Source organism: Deinococcus sp. LM3 (assembly GCF_002017875.1).
In the GTDB taxonomy this organism is placed as follows: Bacteria; Deinococcota; Deinococci; order Deinococcales; family Deinococcaceae; genus Deinococcus.
In genome coordinates this window covers 413,969-438,067 of record NZ_MUFV01000001.1, presented here as the reverse complement: position 1 = coordinate 438,067, position 24,099 = coordinate 413,969, and the positions used below count along the sequence as shown (strand labels likewise).

Sequence of the window (24,099 nt, the reverse complement as noted above, 5' to 3'; positions counted from 1 at the left end):
GCATGAAGATACAGAAAGCTGCCGTTATCGGCGCGGGCGTGATGGGTGCCGCCATCGCCGCGCAACTCGCCAACGCCGGGATTCCCGTGATGCTGCTGGACATCGTCCTGCCGGACAACCCCGACCGGAACTTCCTGGCCAAGAGCGGCCTCCAGCGCGCCCTCAAAGCCCGCCCCGCCGCCTTCATGGACCCGGCCCGCGCCGCCCTGATCCAGGTGGGCAACCTCGAAGACAACCTCAAGGACCTCAAGGACGCCGACTGGATCCTCGAGGCGATCATCGAGAAACTCGACGCCAAACGCAGCCTGTGGGAACGCGTGGAGAAGGTCGCCAAGAAGACCGCCATCATCAGCAGCAACTCCAGCGGCATCCCCATGCACCTCCAGATCGAGGGCCGGGGCGAGGACTTCCAGCGCCGCTTCGTGGGCGCGCACTTCTTCAACCCGCCCCGCTACCTGCACCTGCTGGAAGTCATCCCCACCCCCAAGACCGACCCCAAGGTCACCGAGGCCTTCAGCGAGTTCGCGCAGACCACCCTCGGCAAGGGCGTGGTCGTCGCGAACGACGTGCCGGGCTTCGTCGCCAACCGCATCGGCGTGTACGGCATCGTCCGCGCCATGGACCACATGCAGCGCGCCGGCCTGACCCCTGCGCAGGTCGACCAGCTGACCGGTCCCGCGCTGGGCCGCGCCAGCAGCGCCACCTTCCGCACCGCCGACCTGTCGGGCCTGGACATCATCTACCACGTCGCCAGCGACCTCGGTAAGGCCACCCCCGACGACGAGGACTTCACCCTGACCCCCGCCTTCCGCACGCTGGTCGAAGAGAAGAAGATGCTGGGCGACAAGACCGGCAGCGGCTTCTACAAGAAAACGAAGGGCGCCGACGGCAAGACCAAGATCCTGAACCTGAACCTCGACACCTTCGAGTACGAGGACCAGGGCCGCGTCAAGGTCGCCGCCGTGGACGCCGTCAAGGGCCAGCCCCTCGCCGCCCGCGTGAAAGCCCTGTACGCCGCCGAAGGCAAAGAAGGCGAGTTCCTGCGCGGCGTCATGAACGACGGCTTCTGGTACGCCGCCAAGATGGCCGGCAACGTCAGCAACCGCCTCCAGGACATCGACAACGCCCTCAAATGGGGCTTCGGCTGGGAACAGGGTCCCTTCGAGACCATGGACACCCTGGGCGTCCAGACCGTCATCGCCAACCTGGAAGCCGAGGGCCGCACCCTGCCCCCCCTGCTGGCCGCCATGAAAGCCAGTGGCCGGGACGCCTTCTACGCGGGCGACGAGACCGTCACCCCCGAAGGTCAGCCCACGAAGTACGAGGCGCCGTACTTCATCCTCACCGACCTGAAAAAAGACGCCACCAAGGTCATCAAGAAACGCGCCGGAGCCAGCGTCATCGACCTCGGCGACGGAGTGCTGCTGGCCGAATGGCACGCCAAGATGAACGCCCTCGGCGAGGACCAGCTGCGCACCGTGCAGGACGCCCACAAGCTCGTGCAGGACATGGGCTACCACGGCCTCGTCATCGGCAACCAGGGCGAGAACTTCAGCGCGGGCGCGAACCTCCCCCTGATCCTCTCGCAGGCCCAGGCGGACGAGTGGGACGAACTGGACGACATGATCAAACAGTTCCAGCAGGTCACCACCAGCCTGCGCTTCAGCCCCCACCCCACCGTCGCCGCGCCCTTCGGCCTGACCCTCGGCGGCGGCGCGGAATTCACGCTGCACGCCGACCACGTCGTCGCCAGCGCCGAACTGTACATGGGCCTCGTCGAAGTCGGCGTGGGCCTCATCCCCGGCGGCGGCGGCACCAAGGAAATGCTGCTGCGCTTCACCGACATGCAGCAGCCCGGCCAGCAACTCGGCGCCACCCTGCTGCCCGCCGTGCAACGCGCCTTCGAACTCATCGGCACCGCCAAGGTCAGCACCAGCGCCCTCGAAGCCCGCAAACTCGGGTTCCTGCGCGACACCGACACCGTCGCCATGAACAAGAACCACATCCTGCAAGACGCCAAACGCCAGGTCCTCGCCCTGGCCCCCGGCTACGTGCAACCCACCCCCCGCCAGGACATCCCCGTCATGGGCGACGCCGCCATCGGCGCCATCAAGAGCGCCCTGCACGGCATGCACCAGGGCGGCTACATCACCGACTACGACCTCGTCGTCAGCGAACAGCTCGCCAAAGTCCTCGGCGGCGGCACCGGCAACAACCGCACCGCCAAAGTCAGCGAAGGGCACCTCCTCGACCTCGAACGCGAAGCCTTCCTCACCCTCCTCGGCAAGAAAGGCACCCAGCAACGCATCGAGCACATGCTCAAAACCGGCAAACCGCTCAGGAACTGAGCGAAGGCGGATAGCAGATGGCAGAAGGCAGAAGGCAAAACTCAGCTCTCAGCGCGGCGGGATTCTTCCCGTTCGAGGACCTTGAGGTCTACCACCTCTCGGTGGAGTTCGCTGCGGGCATCTACGTCCTGACCCGCCATCTGCCTGCCGAGGAACGGTTCGGGCTGACCAACCAGATCCGGCGTGCCGCCACGTCCATCACGCTCAACATCGCCGAAGGACGCGGCCGGGGAACGGACCGGGATTTTGCCCGGTTCCTGACCCAGGCACGCGGCTCGCTCTACGAGGTCATCAGCGGTCTCCACCTGTCCACCCGACTGGAATTCATCGCCGCGACGGACACCACCCAGCTCAACGAGCAGGGACGCGTGCTTGCCGCCAAACTCACAGCCCTGATCAATAAGCTGGGAACCACATGAGCCATCTGCCATCCGCCATCCGCCATCCGCGCCGCACACTCCGCCCACGGCATCTCGGCTGGGCCGCCCTGGCTTACGCCGGGGTGGTGCTGGCGGGTGCGTTCCTGGGTGCGGAGATCACGTTGCGCAGTAAGACGCGCCGCGTGAAGGGCGTGATCGTGCCGGTGGGTCGGCGGGGGAACAGTGTGTTCCTGCCGGCCAGTGCCGAGACGCTCTCGCGCGGGCCGATCGGAATCGTGCCGCTGCTCCCGAACAAGGGGCACGCGGTGCTGGGCGAGCGGAAGGTCGTGGGGACGCTGGTGCGCCGCGAGGTGACGGGCGAGCGTGGCGTGCTGCCGAACGGGGCGCTCGCGTGGGCCAGTACGTTCGTGTACAACGGCACGCCCGCGCAACTGGGCGTGGCGTTCGAGCACACGGCCGTCAGCACGCCGCTGGGCGACATGCCCGCGTGGCACATTCCGCCCAGTGGGGACGCGCCGGGCCGCGCGGACACGCTGGTGATCGTCATTCACGGGCACGGCGGTCAGCGCGCCCAGGCGTTGCGGATGCTCCCGGCCTTGCAGCGCACCGGGACGGGCAGCCTGTTCGTCACGTTCCGCAACGCGCACGGCGCTCCGGCCTCCCCGCAGGGATACCTGACGCTGGGCGACCAGGAAGCCGAGGACGTACTGGCCGCGCTGCACTGGGCGCAGGACGCCGGGTATAAACGCGCCGTGCTGCACGGATTCTCGATGGGTGGCAATGTCGCCCTGAGCGTCCTGCGGCAAAAGCACCGTCCGTACCCGCTGCCGATCCTGGGCGTCATGCTGGACTGCCCCGCGCTGGACTGGCGGGACACCATCCGCTCGCAGGGCGTCCGCGTGGGCATCCCGGCGTTCATGGCGCGGCACGTGGCACGCTTCGTCGAACGGATCGTCACGCGCCGCAGCGGTCAGGACTTCGACACCGTCGACCAGATCGCTGCAGCGCCCACCTTCGACGTGCCCATGATCCTGTGGCACGGCACCCGCGACCGCACCATTCCCGTCGGGCAGGCCGACCGTCTGGCCGCCGCCCGCCCCGACCTCATCGAATACCACCGCGTGGAAGGCGGCAAGCACATCCGCGTGTGGAACATCGACCCTGAGCAGTACGACGCCCAGCTCGAAACCTTCATCGCCCGCGTGGTGCCGGAGGTGGAAGCGTGAGGGAAGAAGAGAGACAGATGGCACAGGCATTGGCGACTCTCTGGGACACCTTTATTCGCAGTCCACTCGAAATCCCTTCAAACTTGGCTGCCGTCGGTCTGGAGCGTTATAGTGGCCGATCCAATTTCAATGGTTGGGACGGCGCTGGAGACTTCTACGGAAGGTCGGACGTATGGCTGACCCGTCAAGACGGTGTCGATTTTGTGTGGACGGTTGCCGTGCTTTACGAACAGGGATCGAACGATGGTGAGTTCTTCCAGCAAGGTTGCGCTTATGCGTATGCCTCCACCGTACCGGGCGGAACTGGGGCAAATGTTGGCTTATACAACATCGGTGATGTCCAATTGCCGGATCACCGTCTGACATTCAGAGATTTGCCTGACTTTGCCAGTGAAATTGTCCGGCTTTCGGAACGCTGTTTCGACGATCTGTCTTTCGTATATCAACACAATCTCTTCGACAATCTTCTTTCTCTCAGTGATCAGAGAATCAACGGTCAAGACCAGTGGGAGTCGAATCCCCTAAGGAGTAACCAAAATGCGTGACGCTGTTATTGTTTCTGCTGTTCGGACGCCCGTTGGGCGTGGTATCAAAGGCACCCTGGCGAACACCCGCCCCGACGATCTGGCGGCGCTGGTGCTGAACGAGGCCGTGAAGCGTGCCGGGATCGACGCGGCGCTGGTCGAGGACGTGTACTTCGGGTGCGCGATTCCGGAGGCCGAGCAGGGCCTGAACATTGCGCGTCTGGCGGCGCTGCGTGCGGGTCTGCCGGACAGCGTGGGTGGTGTGACCATCAACCGTTTCTGCTCCAGCGGCCTTCAGACGATTGCGATGGCGGCGGCTGCCATTCAGACCGGGCAGGCGGACGTGATGCTGGCGGGCGGCGTGGAGAGCATGAGCATGCTGCCCATGAGCGGCCATAACCCCAGCCCGAACCTGGACCTCGTGGACGCCCGTCCCGGCGCGTACATCGGCATGGGCATGACGGCCGAGAATGTCGCCGCGAAGTACGGCATCAGCCGTGAGGATCAGGATGCGTTCGCGTTCCGCAGTCACCAGCGGGCGGCGGCGGCGCAGGACGCCGGGAAGTTCGACGCCGAGATCGTGCCTGTGCCGGTGCGCGTGGACAAGGTCAAGGGCACGAAGGTGAAGTCCGAGACCGTTAACTTCGATAAGGACGAACTGATCCGTCGGGACGCGAACCTCGCGGATATGGCGAAGGTGCGCCCGGCGTTCAAGGCGACCGGTTCGGTCAGTGCGGCGAACAGCAGCCCGTTCAGTGACGGCGCGGCCGCCGTGCTGATCATGAGTGCCGAGAAGGCGCAGGAGCTGGGTCTGAAACCCCTGGCGAAGTTCGTGGGCTTCGCGGTGGCGGGCGTGGACCCGGAACTGATGGGTATCGGCCCCGTCAAGGCCGTGCCGAAGGTGCTGGCGCAGACGGGCCTGACCCTGGCCGACATCGACCTGATCGAACTGAACGAGGCGTTCGCGGCGCAGTCCCTGGCCGTCGCGCGGGAACTGGGTCTGAACGAGGAGATCATGAACGTGAACGGCGGCGCCATCGCGCTGGGTCACCCGCTGGGGTGCAGCGGCGCGAAACTCGCCACGACCGCCATCTACGAACTGGGTCGCCGGGGCGGCGGCAAGGCCCTGATCACCATGTGCATCGGCGGCGGCATGGGCGCGGCCGGCGTGCTGGAAGTGTACGGGCAGGAGCAGGCCGCCGACTGACCGGCGCGGTCCACCCGTGATACGCAGGCCGCCCGCAGCAGGGGCGGCCTGTTCGCTTGCCGGACTGGGCGGTGCGGTACGCTGGGGGGATGCAGGACGCCGCTCCCACCCCCCGTTCCCGCCTGAGACTGCGGGTCTCTCCGGCCGCCGAGACGCACATCCGCGCCGGGCACCCCTGGGTGTACGAATCGAGCCTGCGCGACCAGAACCGCGAGGGTGACGCCGGGGAACTCGCCGTGATCTACGACCGCCGCGACCGCTTCCTGGCGATCGGTCTGTTCGACCCGGACAGTCCGCTGCGCGTGCGGGTGCTGCATCACGGGGCGCCCGCCACCCTGAACGACGACTGGTGGGCCGCCCGCCTGGACGCGGCCCTGCTGCGCCGCGCGCCGCTGTTCGGTCCGGACACCGACGGGTACCGCGCCGTGAACGGCGAATCGGACGGCTGGCCCGGACTGGTTGTGGACCGCTACGCGGACACGCTGGTCGTGAAGCTGTACACCGCCGCGTGGTTCCCGCACCTGGAACGCGTGCTGGACCTTCTGGAATCCCGCTTTCCCGGCGCCGGGGTCGTGCTGCGCCTGAGCCGCAACATTCAGGTGCGCGCCGCCGCCGCCGGCCTGCACGACGGTCAGGTGCTGGCCGGCGCGGTCCCGGACGGCCCGGTCGTGTTCCACGAGACCGGACTGGCTTTCGAGGCGGACGTGCTGCGCGGCCAGAAGACCGGCTTCTTCCTGGATCAGCGGGACAACCGCCGCCGCGTGGAGCGGTACGCCCGTGACCGCCGCGTGCTGAACGCCTTCTCGTTCAGCGGGGGGTTCAGTCTGTACGCCGCGCGGGGCGGCGCGGCCGACGTGGTCAGCCTGGACCTGAGCGCGCACGCCCTGCGAAGCGCGCAGCGCAACTACGCCCTGAACCCGAAACTCGGTGCGCCGCACGAGACGATGCAGGCCGACGTGTTCGAGTGGCTGACCGGAACGAGCCGCGAGTTCGACCTCGTGATCCTGGACCCGCCCTCGCTGGCGCGGCGTGAAGCGGAACGCACGGGCGCGATCCGCGCGTACGGCAAACTGGCTGCCGACGGCATCCGCCGCCTCGCGCGGGGCGGCATTCTGGTCAGCGCGTCGTGCTCCGCGCACGTCAGCGCCGACGAGTTCTGGGCGGCCGTGCGCGAGGCCGCCGACCGCAGCGGCCGCCCCTGGAAGGAACTGCACACCAGTCAGCACGCCCCGGATCACCACGCGACCTTCGCGGAGGCGCAGTACCTCAAGGCGATCTTCCTTCAGCTGGACTGACCGCGTCGGGGGCCGGATGGGTTACAGCCGGTGTTGCACGGCGCCGTATGCCCAGGTGCCGACCAGCGCGGCTGTCAGCACGATCAGCATGGGCAGCAGGTGGCTGCCCAGCAGCGCGAAGATCGGGCCTGGGCACACGCCGGCCAGTCCCCAGCCCAGTCCGAAGATCAGGCCGCCCAGCACGTAGCGGCGGGTGGGGCCTTCCTTGGCCGGTACGTGGATGGTCTCGCCGTTCAGGGCGTGCAGTCCGGAGCGGCGCAGGAGGGTGGTGGTGATCAGGCCGGTCAGGACGGCGCTGCCGATCAGGCCGTACATGTGCACGGACTGGAAGCGGAACATCTCCTGAATGCGGTACCAGCTGGCGGCCTCGGATTTGATCAGCAGCACGCCAAACAGCAGTCCGGCGATCAGGAACGGCCACTGCCGCAGCAGGTGCGTGCCGGAAGCGGTGGTGGTGGGGGTGGGCGTGGTGCTGATCATGGGTTCACCTCAGGAACAGCGGGAGCAGCAGGTTAGCGCTCAGGATCCCGCCCGCGAAGAAGGAGGCCGTGGCGATCAGGCTGGGTGCCTGAAGGGTGCTGAGGCCCGTGATGGCGTGCCCGCTGGTGCAGCCCCCGGCGTAGCGGGTGCCGAACCCCACCAGCAGGCCCGACAGGATCAGCAGCCCCCACGTGGCGGGGCGACTCAGGTCGGTCAGGACGGCGGGCAGCAGGCCCGGTTGCACGGTCACGCCCAGCGTGCCGAGGCTCTGCACAGCCGCGCCGGACAGCGCGGTGGGGGCGGGGTCGCGCAGCAGCGTGGCGGCCAGGACGCCGCCCAGGATCATGCCGGCGGCGAACAGCAGGTTCCAGCTCTGGGCGCGCCAGTCGTGGCGGAACAGCGCGGGTTTCAGGCGGTCCGGCAGCAGGACAGCGCAGGCGTGGCGCAGGTTCGAGGAGATCCCGAAGGCGCGGTTGCCCAGCAGCAGCAGCAGCGGCACGGTCAGGCCGATCAGGGGGCCGCTCACGTACCACGGCCAGGGTTCCTGGAGCAGGCGCAGCAGCTCAGGCACGCGCGGCCTCCTGCGCGGCGTGCGCGGCCAGACACTGCGCGAAGGCGTCTTTCAGGGCGCTGCCGGCCTGCTCGTGAATGACGAGCTTGATCTTGGCAGCCATCTTGGGCACCAGGGCGCCGAGTTCGGTCAGGTCGCGGCACGCCGAGATCTGCGCCACGTACGGCGCGGCCCGGCCGCCCAGGTGCTCGGTCAGGACGCCGCGCAGGTGGGCGGTGATGTCCGGCAGGGTGTGCGGGAACACCGGAGCCTCGGGCTGTCCGGCGGCGACTGGCGGCGTCTGGAAGCCCGTGCCGGGCAGGGCGTCGTCGGGCAGGGCGTTCAGGGCCGCCTGGGCTTCCTTCATCAGCTGCTCCTGCAATTGCGCGGGCAGCGGGGCGGTGGGCTCAGCGGGCGTGGCGGCGGGGGCCAGCAGGTTCAGCTGTTGCAGGTCCTTCAGGGCGCTCTGCAGTTCGTTCAGCGGCAGGCGGGTCAGCGCGGCGACCTCCTCCAGGGCGCGGCGGCCGTTACACATCATGTAGACCCGCAGCTGTTCCCGCGTCAACTGAAGGCCGTCCGGGCGGGGAAGTCGCTCGTAGATCATCATTATTCCAGGGTTCCCAGCACGTCCCGCACGAGGTTCAGGACCAGAATCACGAACACGGCGCCCAGCAGCAGGATCACGGACAGGATCAGCATCGAGCTGTCGGCGGGACGGCCGAAGGTCAGGGCGCCCACCACCAGGTAACTCAGGGCGAACGCGGCGATCATGGCGAGCAGCTGCGTGAGGCGCGTGCCGATCAGCCCGCCGGACGCCCGCGACTTCAGCTGGTACCCGAAGAAGGTGCTGTAGGCCATGATGAGAAAACCGGCGGCGATGAGTGCAATGGTCATGGGTGGAACTCCTTGAACAGACGAGAGGGCGGGGGAACGCGGGGCGACAGGACACCGCAGCCGCCCGGCAGGGGAGGCGTCCGGAGGTGGTGACCTGAGTGGTGCCTACCTGAGTCCTTCGATCTCAAAGTATGAAAAATCTCTCTTACGGCGTTATGACACGCTACCCCCGCTGGGGACGCACCCAGCGGGGGTTTTTTAGACTCCGGGGGGGGGACTTGCCCCGGAGCGGGCACCCTGTCGGCGCAGGCGGCGTGAGCAGGTGCCAGAGTTGCGGCCCCGTCGCCGGCCACCGTCCCCTACCCTGAAGGGGATGCCCGTGTCCTCTGCGCCCCTGACCCGTTTCCTGGCCCTGTCCGTCCTCACCGGCGCCCTCCTGAGCGCCTGCGGCGGAGGTGGTTCGGGGCCGTCCCAGACGACTCCGGCCACCCCGAATCCCACGCCACCAGCGCCCGTCACCCCCGCACCCGTCACCCCGGCACCCGTCACGACCTTCAGCGTGAGCGGAGTCCTGACGTTCCCCGGCGCGACCGGCGCGGCCACCGACGGCAGCCCGGACGTCCACGCGGCCCGCACGACGCCGACCACCGCCGGGACCGGCGAGATTCCCGGCGAGTACCTGATCGTGACCCGCCCCGGCCTGAGCGTGCAGGGCCTGGGGACCCTGACCGTGACCACCCCGGATGTGGGTGTGACCACGCTGCGCCGCGTGACCGGCTCCAGCGCCGCCGGACTGGCCCTGTACCGCAGCGAACAGACCCTGAGCGGCCCGCAGTCGCGGCTGGTCGCGCAGACGCTGCTGGGCCAGCCGGGCGTGCAGGGCGTCACGCCCAACCGCCGCCTGCACGCACTGGCCACCCCGAACGACCCGTACTACCCGGTGCAGTGGCAGTACCCGGCCCTGAACCTGCCTGCCGCCTGGGACCGCACGACTGGCGCGGCCGTCACGGTGGCCGTCGTGGACAGCGGCGTGGTACCGCACGCGGACCTGCGCGACCGCACGCTGCCCGGCATGGATTTCGTGAGCGACCCCGACCTGGCCGGCGACGGGAACGGCGTGGACCCCGACCCCACCGACCTGGGCGGCGACACCGACTACCACGGCACGCACGTGGCCGGGAGCGTGGCCGCGCACACCGGGAACGGCCGGGGCGTGGCGGGCGTCAGCTGGGGCGCGCGGATCGTGCCGGTCCGGGCGCTCGACACGACCGGCGGCGGCAGCCTCGCGGACATTCTCGGCGGGGTGCTGTGGGCGGCCGGCGTGACCGTGGACGGCGTGCCCGTGAACCGCCACCCGGCGCGCATCGTGAACCTCAGCCTGGGGGGTCCGGGCGCCTGCTCGGCCGCCGAGCAGCGCGTCTTCGCGGAACTCCGCGCCCGGCAGGTCGTCACGGTCGTCGCGGCCGGGAACGACGACGTGAGCGCCTCGACCAGCTCTCCTGCCAACTGCGCGGACGTGATCACGGTCGGCGCGACCGGCCCGGACGGCCGCCGCGCGCCGTACTCCAACCACGGCGCCCGCATCGACGTGATGGCGCCCGGCGGGAACTCGCGCCTGAGCGTCAGCGTGAACGGCCGCGCCTACCCCGGCGGGATCCTCAGCACCGTCCGGGACGCCCAGAGCGGACAGGACGCGTACGCCTTCATGGACGGTACCTCGATGGCGGCCCCGCACGTCGCGGGCGCCGCCGCGCTGCTGCTGGGACAGGAGCCCACCCTGACACCCGATCAGGTCCGCGCGCGCCTGCGGGCCAGCGCCGCGCCGCTCGGCAGCCGCTGCGACGTCAGCGGCGGCTGCGGCGCCGGCCTGATCGACGTCAACGCGCTGCTGGGTGGCTCGTCCCCCGCTGCGCCCGCGCCCACACCGCCGGTGACGAACACGGCCGTCGTGGTCGCGGCGCTGTTCATGGACGGCGACACGCTGGACGCCAGCCGCAGCGAATTCACGGAAGTGCCGGGAAGTACCCTCAGACCCCCGTACACCCTGCGGAACCTGAAAGCCGGCACCTACCTCGTCGCCGCGTGGCAGGACACCAACGACGACGGACAGGTGAATGATGGCGAACCCTTCGGCGTGTACCCGGACTCCCTGACCCTCAGCGGCGCCGGCCGCGCCCTGACTGGCATCGACCTGACCATGGAGGCCGCCGCCGTGACGGGCGCCAGCCTGACGGGCAGCGTGACCGCTGAGCGGGCGCGTCAGGCACGCGCCGCACTCCGCGCCATGACCGGAAGCGCCGGGAAGCAGACCACGCGCTGAGCTGCGCTGGGCGGCGCGGAACGCTACAGTTCGGCGCATGACCCGCCCGCAGGCCGTGATTCTCGATCTGGACGACACCCTCTTCGACGACTCGGCCTGCACGCACGCGGGCCTGCGGGCCGTGGCGCACGCGCACGGCCTGAGCGTGGACCCGGCCGAGCTGTTCGCGCGGCACGCGGCGCACATCCGCGCCATCGACCCGCTGCTGTTCAGCGGTCAGCTCAGCGCCCACGGCGCGCGGGTGCGGCGGTTTACGGGCCTGCTGACCGAACTGGGCGCCGCCGACCCGGACGGCGAGGCCGCCACCCTCACGTACCGCGCCGCGTACCGGGAGCACTGGCGACTGCTGCCCGGCGCGCCGGACGTCCTGCGTGACCTGCGGGCCGCCGGACTGCGGCTGGCCGTCCTGACCAACTACGTGCGCGAGGTGCAGGGCCAGAAACTCGCGCACTTCGGGCTCGGCGCCCTGGTGGACGCGGTGCTGTGCGTGGAGGACGTGCCCGCCGCCAAGCCCGACGCCCGCGCGTACCACGCCGCCTGCGCCGCGCTGGACGTCACGCCCGCGCAGACCGTGATGGTCGGGGATTCCTGGGAGAAGGACGTGCAGGGCGCCCGCGCCGCTGGACTGCGGGCCGTGTGGGTGAGCCGGGCCGGGCTGCCTGCCCCGGAACCCGGTGTGCCGGTCGTGTCCCGACTGGCGGACCTGCCCGCCGCGCTGGGCCTCGTGCCCGCCTGATAGTCGGGAGGGGACGGAACACGCTCCCGCGTTCCGCCCCCCGCCCTGCCCGGCTTCAGCCCTGAACGGTGGCGCGCGCCTCGGCGCCCTCACCGGCCAGGTGCAGCCAGGTGCCCAGCACGCTGTCGGGGTTCAGGCTGACCGAGTCGATGCCCTGCTCCATCAGCCAGCGGGCGAGGTCCGGGTGGTCGCTGGGGCCCTGCCCGCAGATGCCCACGTACTTCCCGGCGCGTTTGGCCGCCGCGATGGCCTGTGCCATCAGGGTCAGGACCGCCTCGTTCTGCTCGTCGAACAGGTCCGCGACCAGACCCGAGTCGCGGTCGAGGGCCAGGGTCAGCTGCGTCAGGTCATTGCTGCCGATGGAGAAGCCGTCGAAGTGCTCCAGGAACTGGTCGGCCAGGATGGCGTTGCTGGGGATCTCGCACATCATGATGATCTTCAGACCCCCATCTCCATCAACAGCACTGTCGCCGCGTTTCAGGCCGTTTCGCCTCAGGATCTCGATGATCTGCGCGGCCTCGCCGACGGTACGGACGAAGGGAATCATGACCTGCACGTTGGTCAGGCCCATGTCGTCGCGGACCTCGCGGATGGCCTCGCATTCCAGCGCGAAGGCCGCCGCGAAGTCCGGCGAGCGGTAGCGGCTGGCACCCCGGAAGCCGATCATGGGGTTCTCCTCGTGCGGTTCGTAGGCGGCCCCGCCGATCAGGTGCGCGTACTCGTTGCTCTTGAAGTCGCTCAGGCGCACGATCACGGGTTTCGGCGCGAACGCGGCGGCGATACTGCTCACGCCCTCGGCCAGTTTCTCGCGGAAGAAGTCGCGCGGCGTGGCGTACCCGGCGGTCTTCTCGTCGATCTGGGCGCGCACGTCCTCCGGCACGTCGGGGTAGTCCAGCAGGGCGCGCGGGTGAATGCCGATCACGTTCGAGCAGATGAACTCCACGCGGGCCAGTCCCACGCCCTCGTTCGGCAGGGCCGCGAAACTGAAGGCCCGGTCGGGGCTGGCGACGTTCATCATGATCTTCATGCCGACCTCGGGCATGTTCCCCAGTTCCACGCGGTTCACGCGGAACGGCACCGGCCCGGCGTACACGAAGCCCGTGTCGCCCTCGGCGCAGGACACCGTGACCGTCTGCCCGCTGCTCAGCTCGCGGGTGGCGTTCCCGCTGCCCACCACGGCCGGAATGCCCAGTTCGCGCGCGATGATCGCGGCGTGGCAGGTGCGCCCGCCCCGGTTGGTCACGATGGCGCTGGCGCGTTTCATAACCGGTTCCCAGTCGGGGTCGGTCATGTCGGCCACCAGCACGTCGCCGTCCTGCACCTGACTCATCTGCGCGAGGTCCGTCACGACCCGCACCACGCCCGACCCGATGCGGTTCCCGACGGCGCGGCCCTCGACGAGCACCTCGCCCCGGCCGGTCAGTTCGAAGCGTTCCATGATCTGCCCGGCGCGGCTCTGCACGGTCTCCGGGCGCGCCTGCAGGATGTAGATCAGGCCATCACGACCGTCCTTGCCCCACTCGATGTCCATGGGGCGGCCGTAGTGGTCCTCGATGGTCACGCACTGCCGCGCCAGTTCGGTCAGGTCGGCGTCCGACAGAGAGAAGGCGCGCTGCTCGGCGGGCGGCACCTTGACGGTCTGCACGCCACCGCCCGGCGCGTACTCCATGCGCTTCGCCTTGCTGCCCAGCGTGCGCCGCAGGATGGCCTTCTTCCCGCTTTTCAGGGCGGGTTTGTACACGAAGAACTCGTCCGGGTTGATGGCGCCCTGCACGACCAGTTCACCCAGTCCGTAGGCGCTGGTGACCAGCACGGCGTCGCGGTAGCCGCTCTCGGTGTCCAGCGTGAACGCCACGCCCGACGCGCCCAGGTCGGTGCGGACCATGCGCTGCACGCCGGCCGACAGGGCCACGTCCGCGTGCGAGAAGCCCTGATGCACGCGGTAACTGATGGCGCGGTCGTTGTACAGGCTGGCGAACACCAGCCGCACGTGGTGCAGCACGCTCTCGATGCCGCGCACGTTCAGGAAGGTCTCCTGCTGCCCGGCGAAACTCGCTTCCGGCAGGTCCTCGGCGGTGGCGCTGGACCGCACGGCCACGTCGGGGTCGCTCACGCCGGACTCGGCGGCCAGCGCGGCGTAGGCGTCCCGGATGGCCCCCTCCAGCGCGGCGGGCAGCGCGGCGGCCTCCACCTGCGCGCGGATCTCCCGGCCCGCCTGGGCCAGTGCCACCACGTCGTTCACGTCCAGCGCGCTCAGGCGGGCATTGATGCTCTCCTCGATGCGGTTTTCCTGCAGGAACAGCCGGAAGGCGTCGGCGGTCGTGGCGAACCCGCCGGGCACGCGCACACCGGCCCCGGCCAGTCCCTGGATCATCTCGCCGATGGAGGCGTTCTTGCCGCCCACGATCTCCACGTCGGTCATCCTTAGTGTATGGAACACACGAATCATATCCATTGCTTTTCTCCGATGTAGAGGGAATCCAGAAGACTGGAAACGCGCGAATTAGTGTTGCCTTGCACCGCCAGCTTACCCGAGGTGGCCGCCCCGCTCCGCCACTTGTCCAGTGACACGGGCCGCCTGTCTGGGCAGCCGCCCCCACCGGCCCTCCCGTGTCACCCTGAACGCATGACCCAGGCAGACGCCACGCCCGGCCCCCCACCCCCGCACCCCCGCACGGTCGTCATCGTCAGCGACCACACCGGCCTGACCGCCGAGAACATCGCCCGCGCGCTCCTGGCCCACTTTCCCGGCCAGTCCCTGCGCTACCTGCGCCGCCCCTTCACCGCCGACCTCGCCGCCGCGCAGGCCGTCACCCGCGAGGTCCGCGCGCTGGCCGAGCGCGGCGAACACCCGCTGGTCTTCACGACCGTCACCCGCGCCGAGGTCCTGACCGAACTCCAGACCTGCCCCGCGCAGGTGTTCGACCTGCTCGGCCCCGGCCTGAGCGCCCTGGAACACGAATTCCAGCAGAGCGCCACCCGCATCGTGGGCCGCCACCACGACATGCACGACACCGACGCCTACCTGTCCCGCATGGACGCCCTGGACTTCGCGCTCGCCACCGACGACGGCGTGGGCGACAAGCAGTACGGCCTGTCCGACGTGATCCTGGTGGGCGTCTCCCGCGCCGGCAAGACCCCCACCAGCCTGTTCCTGGCCCTGCAACACGGGGTGCGCGCCAGCAACTACCCGCTGGCGGAGGACGATTTCGACCGCAGCGGCCTGCCCATCCCCCTCGAGGCCCACCGCCACAAGTTGCACGGCCTGACCATCGACCCCCGGCGCCTGCACGCCATCCGCACCCAGCGAAAGGCCGGCAGCCGCTACGCCAGCCTCGAACAGTGCGAACACGAGGTCCGCCGCGCCGAACGCATGTTCCAGCGCGCCGGCATTCCCGTGCGCGACACCACCAGCGCCAGCGTCGAGGAAATCGCCGCCGGGATCCTCAACACCCTGCGCAAGGCCTGAACAGGACACCGGCCGGACGGGAGCGGGAGGCGGGCATGGAGTCCAGGTCGTTCCGGGTGGCAGGCCGCTGCCGGCTGACGCAGAAGCGGGAGGCGGCCACCTGCGTGGGTCACGCCTCCCGCTCCTGCGCGGCTTACCGGCGCGTGCGGTAGCGGCGGATCAGGGTGTTCGTGGAGCTGTCGTGCTGCAGTTCGGGTTCGGCGTCGGCGTGCAGTTCCGGCACGATCTTCCCGGCCAGCACCTTGCCCAGTTCCACGCCCCACTGGTCGAAGGAATTGATGTCCCACACGGCGCCCTGCACGAACACCTTGTGCTCGTACAGCGCGATCAGCGCGCCCAGCGTGTGCGGGGTCAGGCGGTCGGCGAGGATGGTGTTGGTCGGGCGGTTCCCGTCGAACACGCGGTGCGGCGCGAGGTCGGGCTGCACACCCTCGGACAGCACGGCGTCCAGGCTCTTGCCGAAGGCCAGTGCCTCGGTCTGCGCGAACACGTTCGCCATCAGCAGGTCGTGGTGCGGCGCGCTGTCACCCAGCGGCAGCGGGTTCAGGGTCTGGCAGAACCCGATGAAGTCCGCCGGGATCAGCTTGGTGCCCTGGTGGATCAGCTGGTAGAAGGCGTGCTGGCCGTTCGTGCCGGGCTGCCCCCAGATGACCGGGCCGGTCTGGTAGTCCACGGGCTGCCCGCCCAGGGTGATGTGCTTGCCGTTGCTTTCCATGTCCAGCTGTTGCAGGTACGCCGGGAAGTACGCGAGGTACTGGTCGTACGGCAGCACGGCGTGGCTCTGCGCGTCATGGAAGTTGTTGTACCAGATGCCCAGCAGCCCCAGCAGGACCGGCAGGTTCCCTTCCAGCGGCGCCGTGTGGAAGTGCTCGTCCATGGCGTGAAAACCCGCCAGCAGCTCGCGGAAGCGGTCGGGGCCGACGGCCAGCATCAGGCTCAGGCCGATGGCGCTGTCCATCGAGTAGCGGCCGCCCACCCAGTCCCAGAAGCCGAACATGTTCGCGGTGTCGATCCCGAACTTCTGCACGGCGTCCGCGTTCGTGGACACCGCCACGAAGTGCCGCGCGACCGCCGATTCGTCCCCCATCGCCGCGAGCAGCCAGGCGCGCGCACTCTGGGCGTTCGCCATGGTCTCCTGCGTGGTGAAGGTCTTGCTCGACACGATGACCAGCGTCTCGGTCGGGTCGAGGTCACGGGTCTTCTCGACCAGATCCGTGCCGTCCACGTTCGACACGAAGCGCAGCGTCAGGTCCCGCTGCGCGTAGTGCCGCAGGGCTTCGAAGGCCATGACCGGTCCCAGGTCGCTGCCGCCGATGCCGATGTTCACGATGTTCCGCAGGGGCCGCCCGGTGTGGCCCAGCCACGTCCCGGCGCGCACCTGATCCGCGAAGGCCGCCATGCGGTCCAGTACCTCATGCACGTCGGGAACGACGTTGCGGCCGTCCACCATGACGGTCGCGCCTTTCGGGGCGCGCAGGGCGGTGTGCAGCACGGCGCGGCCCTCGGTCACGTTGATCTTCTCGCCGGCGAACATGGCGTCGCGGCGGGCCTCCACGCCCGTCTCGCGGGCCAGGGCCAGCAGCAGCCCCAGGGTCTCGTCGGTCACGCGGTTCTTGCTGTAGTCGAGGTAAAGCCCGGCCCCCTCGGCGTTCAGGCGTTCGCCGCGCTGCGGGTCGGCGCTGAACAGGTCGCGCAGGTGCAGGTCGCGGGTGGCTTCGGCGTGGGCAGTCAGGTCCTGCCAGCTGCGGAACTGGGTGATGGTCGGCATAGGGTGTCCTCCCGGAGCGGCGGTCCTCTGGGGGCCGCGCGCCCTGTACGCCCGCGAGCATACCGCCCGCCAGGGACGGTCCGCGGGGGCTGTCTGGGCGCGTTCACGCTCTTCTCGCGCGCCGCTCATGAGGACTGGCTCCGGCCAGCTGCCGACTGGCACGACCTTTCAATGTTCAGTCAGAGAATTGTGCGATTGTCCTCATTACTCTGAGGGCATGACCAGGAAGGTGAGGGACGCAGAACAATCCAGTTGGGCCCAGTGGGGGACACCCTACCTGAGGGAAGAACCCCGCGTTCAGGCGCCCGGCGCGGCGTACCGCCCTGCCCCCGCCGAACTTCCCACACAGCCGCTGTCGGCCGAGGCCCTGCGCCGCGCCCTGCTGGCCGAGGAGCAGCGTCAGGTGTTCGCGATTCTCAACCGCCTGCGCCGCGCCCGGCAACCCTGAACAATCCCCCTCCGTTCTGACCTTCCACGCCCGCCGTCGCCGGAAATCCGCGCTTCTGCGGGCGTGACCCGTGTGGCGGCCTTGCGGGAGCAGGGGAACGGCCAGTCCGCTCACCTGTGACCTGACAGCGAAACAGACGGAATCCGTATCAGCTGGCAGGGCCGCCCGGAACTCCGGCGTCCGGCTGCCCCTTCCAATCCGGTCTCCGGCGCGCTTGAATGCGGCGGTCGACAACCGGGCCTCAGGTCCTCTCCGCGTCCTGCGGGGTGGTCGTGTCCTGCGGCCCGAAGGAGGAACCCATGACCCAGCCCGCTGCCCCCCTCTCCCTGAACAGCCTGCCGGACCGTGACGTGGTGATCGTCGCGGCCGTCCGTACGCCCATCGGCGCCATCCGTGGCAGTCTCTCCACCGTCCGGCCCGACGACCTCGCCGCGCACGCCATCCGCGAGGCCGTCGCGCGCAGCGGCGTCCCGGCCGATCAGATCGAGGAGGTCATTCTCGGCTGCGCGAACCAGGCGGGCGAGGACAACCGCAACGTGGCCCGCATGGCGGCGCTGCTCGCGGGCCTGCCCGACACCGCAGCGGGCCTGACCGTGAACCGCCTGTGCGCCAGTGGCCTCTCGGCCGTGAACACGGCGGCCCGCGCGATCCGCAACGGCGACGGCGACGTGTACGTGGCGGGCGGCGTGGAGAGCATGACCCGCGCGCCGCTCGTGATGCCCAAGGGCGCGCAGGCCTTCGCGAACGGGAACGTCACCGCGTTCGACACCACGCTCGGCTGGCGCTTCCCGAACCCCGCCATGGAGGAATTGTTCCCGCTGGAGGCGATGGGGGAGACCGCCGAGAATATCGTGGGGCGCTCCCGCGAGGGTGCCTACCAGGGCGGTGAGATCACCCGCGAGGACCAGGACGCCTTCGCGCTGGAGTCGCAGCGCAAGGTCATGGACGCCCTGAACGCCGGACGCTTCCGGGACGAGATCGTTCCCGTGCAGGTGAAGGGCCGCAAGGGCGTCACCGTGTTCGACACCGACGAGCACCCGCGCGTGAAGCGGGAGGGCGAAGGCTTCACCCTCGCCACCGACGGGGCCACCCTGGCGGGCCTGAAACCCGCCTTCCGCAAGGGCGGCAGCGTGACCGCCGGGAACGCCAGCGGCCTGAACGACGGCGCGGCGGCCCTGGTCCTGATGAGCGCCGCGAAGGCCCGCGAATTGGGCGTCACGCCGCTGGCCCGCTGGGTGGGCGCGGCAGCGGCAGGCGTGGAGGCGCGCGTGATGGGCCTGGGTCCGATTCCCGCGACCCGCAAGGTTCTGGAACGCACCGGGTTGAGCGTGCAGGATCTGGACCTGATCGAACTGAACGAGGCCTTTGCCGCGCAGGCCCTGGCCTGCATCCGCGAGCTGGAGTTGCCGCAGGAGCGCGTGAACGTGAACGGCGGCGCGATCGCGCTGGGCCACCCGCTGGGCATGAGCGGCGCCCGCCTGATCGTGGCGCTGACGCACGAACTGGCCCGCCAGGGGGGTCGCTACGGACTGGCGACGCTGTGCGTGGGCGTCGGACAGGGCGAGGCGGCCATCATCGAGAGGGTGGAGGCATGACGGCCACGGCAGCCCCGACGGGTCTGAAGCACGTCCCGGTCATCACCGCCACCCAGGCCGCCGCGCTGGTGAAGTCCGGGCAGACGCTGCTGGTGGGCGGCTTCGGCATGACCGGGAATCCCGTCCACCTCGTGCACGCGCTGGCGGAGACGGACGTGCGCGACCTGACGTACGTGGCCAACAACGTGGGCGAGGCGGGCCTGAGTGGCGGGCGGCTGCTGCGCAACGGGCAACTGCGTAAGGCCGTCGGGTCGTTCTTCACCAGCAACCGCGAGGCGGTGGCGGCCGCGCAGGAGGGCCGCCTGGAGGTGCAGCTCATCCCGCAGGGCAGTCTGGCCGAGGCGCTGCGCGCCGGGGGCGCGGGCATCGGGGGGTTCTACACCCCCACCGCCGCCGGAACCGTCATTGCCGGGGACGCGGACGTGCGGGTCCTGAACGGCCGGGAGATGATCTTCGTGCCCGCCCTGCGCGGCGACGTGGCCTTCGTGCGCGCGTGGCGGGCAGACGAGGCCGGGAACCTCCAGTACCGCCTGACCGAGCAGAACTTCAACCGCGCCATGGCGACCGCCGCCGACCTTGTGATCGCGGAGGTCGAGGAGATCGTCCCGGTCGGCACCATCCCGCCCGAGCAGGTGCACACGCCGGGCCTGTACGTGGATTATCTGGTGCAGGCGACCCTGACCGCCGAGGCGCTGGGCAGCAGCGCGGACGTCAGGGGCAGCGCCAAGAAGGTGGACGAGGCGAGAATGCACATGGCCCGCCGCGCCCTGCAGGAACTGCGGCGCGGGGACGTGGTGAACCTCGGCATCGGCATTCCCACCCTGGTCGCGGACCTGATCACGCCCGCGCACGGCGTGAACCTGCACACCGAGAACGGCATGCTGGGCGTCGGCCCCGCCCCCGAACAGGGCGGCGCGCTCGACTACCCCGTGAACGCCGGGAAGGTCCCGGTCACCGCGCTGCCCGGCGCGAGTTACTTCGACAGCGCCGACAGTTTCGGCATGATCCGGGGCGGGCACGTGGACGTGGCGGTGATGGGCGGCCTGCAGGTGGACGCCCACGCGAACCTCGCGAACTGGGCGGTGCCCGGCAAGCCGCTGCTGGGCGTGGGCGGCGCGATGGACCTCGCCAGCGGCGCGCGGCGCCTGATCGTCCTGATGACCCACACCGACCCCGACGGCACGCCGAAGGTGGTGCCCGAATGCACGCTGCCGCTCACGTCGCGCGGCGCGGTGAGCCTGATCATCACCGACCGGGCCGTATTCGAGTTCCGCTCGGGGCAACTCACCCTGACCGAACTGATGCCCGGCGCCACCCTGGACGAGGTGCGCGTCAGTACCGGCGCGGCGTTTGTCGAGGCCCTGGACTGACACCAACCCGGACGGCTGGAGCCTGCGCTCAGTTCTGGCTGTCCAGGTCGCGTAACTGCACGCCGGGGGCCAGCGCCCCGTGCATCAGCAGGCTGAACCGGTCCTGCCAGTCGCGCAGCACGTCCCGCTGGTCGCGGTGCCCGCCGTGCAGCAGCGCCAGGATGAAGGCGTCCACCAGCAGCACGCTCAGCATGTTGACGTTCGCCTCCGGGCGCAGGCGTCCCTGCGTCTGCATGGCCAGCAGCACGGGCTGCACCAGCGCCGCCAGGGTCAGCGCGGTGCGCAGGCCGTCGCCGGGCGCGCGGTCCACGGTCGCGCCGGGCCTCTCCGCCTCCGGCGCGGCGCCCAGGACCGCCTGACCCACGGCGCCCACCAGATGGCGGTAGCGCACGCCCAGGTCGGCCATGCGGCCCGTGACCTTATCCCAGACCTGCTGGGGGTTTGCGCCGGCCCGCAGGCGTTCCAGGGCGTCGTCCCGGCTGGCCTGCACCGCCTTCTCGAAGTGCGCCAGCAGCATGTGCACCTTGCTGGGGTAGTAGCGGTACAGGTTGGTGCGGCTCACGTACGCGGCGCGCGCGATGTCCTGCGCGCTGATGGCGTCCAGGCCGCTGCGCGCGAACAGCTCGAAGGCCGCGCGGGCAATCCGGTCGCGGCGCGCCTCTTCCTGTTCCTGCCGGTCTACCTTCACGCGTTCAGAATACAGCCGGGGCCGGGCCACGCGCACGCAGTGGATCTTCATCTGACTGGTAGACACCCACCCCAGGCCGGGGCGTCTGCGCGGCGGCATGAGGCGGCACAAGGGGGTTGCCGTACGGCACCGCCGCAGCGACGCCCGTACTCTCTGTTCCGGAGCATACCCCGAAATGCCCGCGCGGCGCAGTGAGCTGTTCGCCTGACACGGCGCTGACCTTGGGCCTAGAGTGAATCACCGGAGCCGATCCCACCCTCCGGGAAAAGGAAGAGGTGAAAGCCGTGCACATCTACAAGCTGTCAGGCCGGAACGTTGAAGTCACCGACGCCATGCGTGATTACGTGCAGGAGAAACTCACGCGACTGGACCGTTACAACGATCAGATCACTGACGCGCGCGTCACCCTGACCGTCCGTGACGTGCGGGACTCCGGCCGGCGAAACAGGGTCGAGGTGCAGCTGAACGTCCCCAGCGGCATCATCCGCGCCGAGGAACACCACGCGGACATGTACGCCGCCATCGACAAGGCCAGCGACGTGCTCGAACGCCAGCTGCGCAAATTCAAGACCCGTTACCTCAAGAGCCGCCACGAGGTCACGCCCCAGCCTGAACCCGGCCCCGCCGAGGCGGACGTGAACGCCGGCCTGGACGACGTGAGCGAGTTCATGCCCGAGATCGTCCGCATGAAACGCTTCGACATGCGACCCATGAGCCCCGAGGACGCCGTGGCGCAGATGGAAGCACTGGGTCACGACTTCTACGTGTTCATGCACATGCAGACGAACACCTGCGGCGTCGTGTACCGCCGCAAGGACGGCCACTACGGCCTGATCGAACCCAGCGTGCAGTGATACGGATTCCGTTTGTTTCGCTAACAATCCGGAACTTCACCGGATTGCCAGCTCCACGTCCGGAACCCGCCCTGCTCCCACTCGCATCCGCTCGGATTGAATGGTCTTTGCAGCCCATTCAATCGGAGTCCGTATGACCCCCCCCTGACAGGGCCTAAGGCCCGCCACCTGAACACGCAGCAGAGAGGCAGACGACCAGCAGTGGCGTCTGCCTCTCTGCTGCGTGTGGCCCAGCGAAGCCGGGCGGGCGTGCTCATGATCGGGCGCCGTCTGTTTCGCCCGCTACCCGGACCGCCACGAGATTGCCAGCGAAACAGACGGCAGTCCGCATGAGAAGACCCTGATCAAGTCCTCATTTGTCCCGGCGTTCCCGGCGGGCGATCTGGTACGCTGCGGCGTTGTGATCGCCCATGTGATCAATCCAGGAACCAGTGGGATCAAGCTCGCCTGCGCGAGCATCGAACCCAGCGAGAATCCGGCGCTGCCCGGACAGCTTCGCCTGACCCTCACGCGCGCCGACCTGCCGCTGGTCATCCCGCCCACCGCCGAACAGGTCCCGGACCTCGCCCGCGCCGTGCTGGCCCTGACCGCCGACTGGCCCGCCCCGGACGCCATCGTCGGGCGCGGCGGCCTGATCGGACAGGTCGCCACCGGCACGTACCGCGTCACGCCGGAACTCTCCGCGTACGCCGTCAGCGGCAGCGGCGCCACCTACCCGCCCAACCTGGGCGGCCCGCTCGCGCTGGCCACCGCGCAGGAACGCGGCGTCCCGGCCTTCATCGTCGACCCGCAGAGCGCCGATGAACTGCTGCCCGAAGCGCGCCTGACCGGCCTGCGGGGCGTGCGCCGCACCGCCGAATTCCACGCCCTGAACGCCCGCGCCGTCGCCCGCCGCGCCGCACACGAGGTCGGCAAACGCTTTCAGGATGCCCGCGTGATCGTCGCGCATCTGGGCGCCACCACCAGCGTCACCGCCTTCGACTGCGGCCGCGCCATCGACACCACCGGCACCGGCCCCGACGGCGGCCCCATGGGCGCCATGCAGAGCGGCCCCATCCCGCCCCGCGCGCTGCTGGCCCTGGCCCGCGACCTGGGCGAGGCCGGCACCCTCACCCGCCTGAGCAGCGAGGGCGGATTCCTGGCCCTGACCGGCAGCCGCGACCTGCGCGACCTGGAACAGCGGCTCCCCGGCGACGCCGACGTGCAGGCCGTCGCCGCCGCGTTCGTGCATCAGGTCTGCAAGGCGCTGGGCGAGCAGACCGGTGCGCTCAGCGGCCGCCCGGACGCCCTGGTCATCACGGGCGGCATTGCCCGCTGGGACGAACTGGCCGACCGCATCGAGCGGCGCGTCGCGTGGATCGCCCCGGTCCTCGTGATCCCCGGCGAACTGGAACTCGAAGCGCTCGCCGAGGGTGCCGGCCGCGTCCTGCTGGGCCTCGAACAGGCCCGCGACTGGCACCCGCCCCGCCCGGCCGGCAGCTGACATGCCGCGCCGCCGCCCCCCCAGAACCGCCCCGGAACCCATCCGCGCGACCAGCATGTGGCGCGTCGATCAGGTCTTCCTGGCCCGCCGTGGTCTGCGCGTCGAGGTGACCTGCTCCATGGTCAACGACCAGGGCGGCCTGCGGAACCTCAGCGTCACCGCCCCCACCGAGGACCCCCACGCCGCTGTCCGCCACGCCGCGCGGTTCATCGCCGGACGCGGCAACGTCAGCAGCGCCCGGCAGGCCCGCGTCCGCTGGACCCGTGAGCAGGCCACCACCGAACAGGACGCCCTGATCCGCGACCGCGCCCTGGAAGACGACTTCCTCGACGAGTTCGAGGAAACGCTCGCCGCCGTGCGCGACCAGCAACGCTGACAGGGGGCAGCGGGTAGTGGGGTGTAGGCCGTAGGGCGTAGATGGGCTTGACCGGGGCGGGTCCGCCGCGTACACGCTGTTGACCATCCGCCATCCGCCATCCGCCATCCGCCATCCGCCATCCGCCATCCGCCATCCGCCATCCGCC

At 69.8% G+C, this 24,099-nt stretch carries 22 protein-coding genes; 15 read left to right on the top strand and 7 right to left on the bottom strand.

All coding sequences use genetic code 11. The annotated features are described in order from the left end of the window. Positions 1–2: 2 nt before the first annotated feature. The 6 genes from BXU09_RS01990 to BXU09_RS01970 all read left to right on the top strand — a co-directional run bounded on the left by BXU09_RS01990 (position 3) and on the right by BXU09_RS01970 (position 6,980). Positions 3–2,348, top strand: a complete 2,346-nt coding sequence (locus BXU09_RS01990) for a 3-hydroxyacyl-CoA dehydrogenase/enoyl-CoA hydratase family protein (protein ID WP_078300260.1) — start codon at positions 3–5, stop codon at positions 2,346–2,348. 17 nt (positions 2,349–2,365) lie between these two features. Further along, positions 2,366–2,767 (top strand): four helix bundle protein, encoded by a 402-nt coding sequence (locus BXU09_RS01985; RefSeq protein ID WP_078300257.1) that lies wholly within the window; start codon positions 2,366–2,368, stop codon positions 2,765–2,767. Beyond that, entirely contained in the window at positions 2,764–3,954 is a 1,191-nt protein-coding gene (locus BXU09_RS01980) for an alpha/beta hydrolase (protein ID WP_078300255.1), read from the top strand. Before BXU09_RS01985 ends, BXU09_RS01980 begins: the two co-directional genes overlap by 4 nt. Beyond that, complete coding sequence (locus tag BXU09_RS20040) at positions 3,951–4,499, top strand: hypothetical protein (protein WP_144011934.1); 549 nt, start codon at positions 3,951–3,953, stop codon at positions 4,497–4,499. Before BXU09_RS01980 ends, BXU09_RS20040 begins: the two co-directional genes overlap by 4 nt. Further along, complete coding sequence (locus tag BXU09_RS01975; protein ID WP_078300253.1) at positions 4,492–5,685, top strand: thiolase family protein; 1,194 nt, start codon at positions 4,492–4,494, stop codon at positions 5,683–5,685. The genes BXU09_RS20040 and BXU09_RS01975 overlap by 8 nt, the downstream gene beginning before the upstream one ends. Before the next feature lie 89 nt (positions 5,686–5,774). Beyond that, on the top strand, positions 5,775–6,980 hold the full coding sequence (locus BXU09_RS01970; protein ID WP_078300251.1) for a 23S rRNA (cytosine(2499)-C(5))-methyltransferase: 1,206 nt from the start codon (positions 5,775–5,777) through the stop codon (positions 6,978–6,980). A gap of 21 nt (positions 6,981–7,001) precedes the next feature. Here the strand turns inward: BXU09_RS01970 and BXU09_RS01965 are convergent, their stop codons facing one another. The 4 genes from BXU09_RS01965 to BXU09_RS01950 are packed head-to-tail and all read right to left on the bottom strand — an operon-like array spanning position 7,002 to position 8,904. Further along, a complete protein-coding gene (locus BXU09_RS01965) occupies positions 7,002–7,460 on the bottom strand; it encodes a DUF6691 family protein (RefSeq protein WP_078300249.1) in 459 nt (152 codons plus the stop codon). 4 nt (positions 7,461–7,464) lie between these two features. After that, entirely contained in the window at positions 7,465–8,031 is a 567-nt protein-coding gene (locus tag BXU09_RS01960; RefSeq protein ID WP_078300247.1) for a YeeE/YedE family protein, read from the bottom strand. Then, positions 8,024–8,617 carry a hypothetical protein gene (locus BXU09_RS01955; protein ID WP_078300245.1) on the bottom strand — a complete coding sequence of 198 codons (594 nt, stop codon included), beginning with the start codon at positions 8,615–8,617 and terminating at the stop codon, positions 8,024–8,026. Before BXU09_RS01955 ends, BXU09_RS01960 begins: the two co-directional genes overlap by 8 nt. Beyond that, positions 8,617–8,904 (bottom strand): hypothetical protein, encoded by a 288-nt coding sequence (locus BXU09_RS01950; RefSeq protein WP_055364617.1) that lies wholly within the window; start codon positions 8,902–8,904, stop codon positions 8,617–8,619. Before BXU09_RS01950 ends, BXU09_RS01955 begins: the two co-directional genes overlap by 1 nt. Before the next feature lie 313 nt (positions 8,905–9,217). On the opposite strand from BXU09_RS01950, the gene BXU09_RS01945 reads away from it, so the two are divergent. Together BXU09_RS01945 and BXU09_RS01940 are read left to right on the top strand one after the other, a co-directional pair. Continuing rightward, on the top strand, positions 9,218–11,164 hold the full coding sequence (locus tag BXU09_RS01945; RefSeq protein WP_078300243.1) for a S8 family serine peptidase: 1,947 nt from the start codon (positions 9,218–9,220) through the stop codon (positions 11,162–11,164). Between the two features lie 37 nt (positions 11,165–11,201). Then, on the top strand, positions 11,202–11,900 hold the full coding sequence (locus tag BXU09_RS01940) for an HAD family hydrolase (protein ID WP_078300241.1): 699 nt from the start codon (positions 11,202–11,204) through the stop codon (positions 11,898–11,900). A gap of 55 nt (positions 11,901–11,955) precedes the next feature. On the opposite strand, the gene ppsA is transcribed toward BXU09_RS01940, so the two are convergent. Further along, complete coding sequence (gene ppsA / locus BXU09_RS01935) at positions 11,956–14,355, bottom strand: phosphoenolpyruvate synthase (RefSeq protein WP_078300239.1); 2,400 nt, start codon at positions 14,353–14,355, stop codon at positions 11,956–11,958. A gap of 171 nt (positions 14,356–14,526) precedes the next feature. Here ppsA and BXU09_RS01930 point away from each other — a divergent pair, with 171 nt between their 5' ends. Next, positions 14,527–15,369, top strand: coding sequence for a pyruvate, water dikinase regulatory protein (locus tag BXU09_RS01930; protein WP_078300237.1), 843 nt, complete (start codon positions 14,527–14,529; stop codon positions 15,367–15,369). Positions 15,370–15,502: 133 nt separating this feature from the next. Here the strand turns inward: BXU09_RS01930 and pgi are convergent, their stop codons facing one another. Then, positions 15,503–17,137, bottom strand: coding sequence for a glucose-6-phosphate isomerase (gene pgi / locus BXU09_RS01925; RefSeq protein WP_078300235.1), 1,635 nt, complete (start codon positions 17,135–17,137; stop codon positions 15,503–15,505). A 217-nt stretch (positions 17,138–17,354) separates the two neighbouring features. Between pgi and BXU09_RS01920 the strand changes: the two genes are divergently transcribed. The 3 genes from BXU09_RS01920 (at position 17,355) to BXU09_RS01910 (ending at position 20,550) form a co-directional block, all read left to right on the top strand. After that, the gene (locus BXU09_RS01920) at positions 17,355–17,585 is read left to right on the top strand and encodes a hypothetical protein (RefSeq protein ID WP_144011933.1); all 231 of its coding nucleotides are present in this window, start codon (positions 17,355–17,357) and stop codon (positions 17,583–17,585) included. Positions 17,586–17,884: 299 nt separating this feature from the next. Beyond that, positions 17,885–19,180, top strand: a complete 1,296-nt coding sequence (locus BXU09_RS01915) for a thiolase family protein (protein WP_078300231.1) — start codon at positions 17,885–17,887, stop codon at positions 19,178–19,180. A 23-nt stretch (positions 19,181–19,203) separates the two neighbouring features. Then, positions 19,204–20,550: a 3-oxoacid CoA-transferase gene (locus tag BXU09_RS01910; RefSeq protein WP_078304587.1), complete on the top strand. Its 1,347-nt coding sequence runs from the start codon at positions 19,204–19,206 to the stop codon at positions 20,548–20,550. 28 nt (positions 20,551–20,578) lie between these two features. Here the strand turns inward: BXU09_RS01910 and BXU09_RS01905 are convergent, their stop codons facing one another. Continuing rightward, positions 20,579–21,238: a TetR/AcrR family transcriptional regulator gene (locus BXU09_RS01905; RefSeq protein WP_078304589.1), complete on the bottom strand. Its 660-nt coding sequence runs from the start codon at positions 21,236–21,238 to the stop codon at positions 20,579–20,581. Between the two features lie 284 nt (positions 21,239–21,522). On the opposite strand from BXU09_RS01905, the gene raiA reads away from it, so the two are divergent. The 3 genes from raiA (at position 21,523) to BXU09_RS01890 (ending at position 23,951) form a co-directional block, all read left to right on the top strand. Continuing rightward, positions 21,523–22,092, top strand: coding sequence for a ribosome-associated translation inhibitor RaiA (gene raiA, locus BXU09_RS01900; protein ID WP_055362512.1), 570 nt, complete (start codon positions 21,523–21,525; stop codon positions 22,090–22,092). Positions 22,093–22,492: 400 nt separating this feature from the next. Then, complete coding sequence (locus BXU09_RS01895) at positions 22,493–23,575, top strand: butyrate kinase (protein WP_078300228.1); 1,083 nt, start codon at positions 22,493–22,495, stop codon at positions 23,573–23,575. 1 nt (position 23,576) lies between these two features. Further along, positions 23,577–23,951 (top strand): hypothetical protein, encoded by a 375-nt coding sequence (locus BXU09_RS01890; RefSeq protein ID WP_078300226.1) that lies wholly within the window; start codon positions 23,577–23,579, stop codon positions 23,949–23,951. The last annotated feature ends 148 nt before the right edge of the window (positions 23,952–24,099 follow it).